This is a genomic window from Kitasatospora sp. NPDC059599 (assembly GCF_042735125.1).
Taxonomy (GTDB): Bacteria; Actinomycetota; Actinomycetes; order Streptomycetales; family Streptomycetaceae; genus Kitasatospora.
On sequence record NZ_JBHWCL010000309.1, the window covers coordinates 1 to 1,435 of the forward strand.

At 74.2% G+C, this 1,435-nt stretch carries 1 protein-coding gene and 2 pseudogenes; all 3 read right to left on the reverse strand.

From position 1 onward, the window contains the following. Positions 1-354, reverse strand: a pseudogene (locus ACFV04_RS43725) (hypothetical protein); the annotation flags it as partial. Continuing rightward, entirely contained in the window at positions 347-859 is a 513-nt protein-coding gene (locus ACFV04_RS43730) for a SigE family RNA polymerase sigma factor (protein ID WP_380536655.1), read from the reverse strand. The gene ACFV04_RS43730 and the pseudogene ACFV04_RS43725, both read right to left, overlap by 8 nt. A gap of 218 nt (positions 860-1,077) precedes the next feature. Further along, positions 1,078-1,435 (reverse strand): annotated as a pseudogene (locus tag ACFV04_RS43735) (hypothetical protein); the annotation flags it as partial.

A 1,435-nucleotide genomic window follows, 5' to 3' on the forward strand; every position in this document is an offset into this window, starting at 1 on the left:
GCCCAGGCAGGAGGCCAGGATCCCGGCGACGGCCCCGGCGTCGATCGGGGTGGTGCTCGTGTTGGTGACGGTGAAAGCGGCCGGGGGAGGCGGGGAAGCCGCGGCGGAAGCCGGCACGGAGGAGACGTCCGTGGTGGCTGCTCCGCTCTGTGGTCCCGGTGAGTGCAGCACGGACGGGAGAGCCAGACCCAGGGCTGCCGCGGTACAGGCCGCGGTCGCACCGAGGGCCTGTCGGCGGCGCCGGCGCCGGTCGGCGCGTCGGCGGATCTCCGTAGCGGGCAGGGTCGGCGCGGGCATCTGCGTGCCGAGCAGCCGCAGCCTGTCGCCGAGGGTGTCGTGGACGGGGTCAGACACAGAGCTTTCCTTCCTCGCTGGTCGGGGTCCGGTCGGCGAGTCCGGCCGCGAGCGCGGCCCGGCCGCGGGCGAGGCGACTCTTGACGGCGCTGAGGCTGGCGCCGGTCTCGGCCGCGACCTGCTCGACGGAGAGGTCGCACATGTGGTGCAGGACCAGGGCGTTCCGCTGTGCCTCGGGCAGGTCGCGTAGCGCGGTGACCAGCATCAGGTGCTCCTCGGTGGGCGGCTCGACGGTGGGCGGTTCGGGGCGGTGGTGGCGTCCGGCCAAGTGCAGGCCCCGGGCCATGCGTCGCCAGCGGGAGAGGGCCAACCGCCGGGCCGTGGTCCGGATCCATGCCTCCGGGGCGCTGTCCGGGTCGAAGGTGCGCCTTCGGTCCCACGCGCGGATGAACGCCTCCTGGACCACGTCCTGTGCTTCGGACCAGTTGCCGGTGAGCGCGTAGAGCTGCCCGGTCAGGCGGGAGAAGGACGCCGCGTAGAACGCGTCGAACTCCTGTGGCGTCATCAAGGGCCTCTCCTCCGGGGCTGTCCGTCAGCTCGCGGCACAGGCGGCTCGCGAGGAAGCACTCCTCGGCTGCGGCGGTGGAGCCGTGCGTCCTGGGCGGAGCCTCCCGCCCTGTACGCACGAGCACCGCCCCCGGGTTGCACCCGCGGCCTATGACCTGGATCACGTGCGCGGGGTGCGACCTGCCGGGCGTCGGGAGACCTACAGGGGCGCAGGCGTCAACCGGACGCCCGGCAGGAAGGACACGGATTCATGCGTATCCGCCCGATCATGTTCATCGCCGCCACCGCCGTAGCCGTCGCGACCGCGGGGGGAATGGCCACTGCCGCAACCAGCACCTCCACGCCCACCCCCGCGGCCCACGGCGAGCCCTCCGCTGCGCCCACCGCTGCGCCCAGCGCTGCGCCCTCCGCCTCGGCTTCCGGGGCCGGCTCGGCCGGCGCCTCGGCGGTCCCCAGCAGCGGCCCGTCCGTCACCCGTTCGACTGCCACCCCGGCCGCTTTCACCGTCACCAGCACGAGCACCACCCCGATCGACGCCGGGGCCGTCGCCGGGATCCTGGCCTCCTGCCTGGGA

Bases quoted from the DNA above. Each gene is read 5' to 3' on its own strand.
- ACFV04_RS43730 (WP_380536655.1), bottom strand. From the start codon at position 859: ATGACGCCACAGGAGTTCGACGCGTTCTACGCGGCGTCCTTCTCCCGC.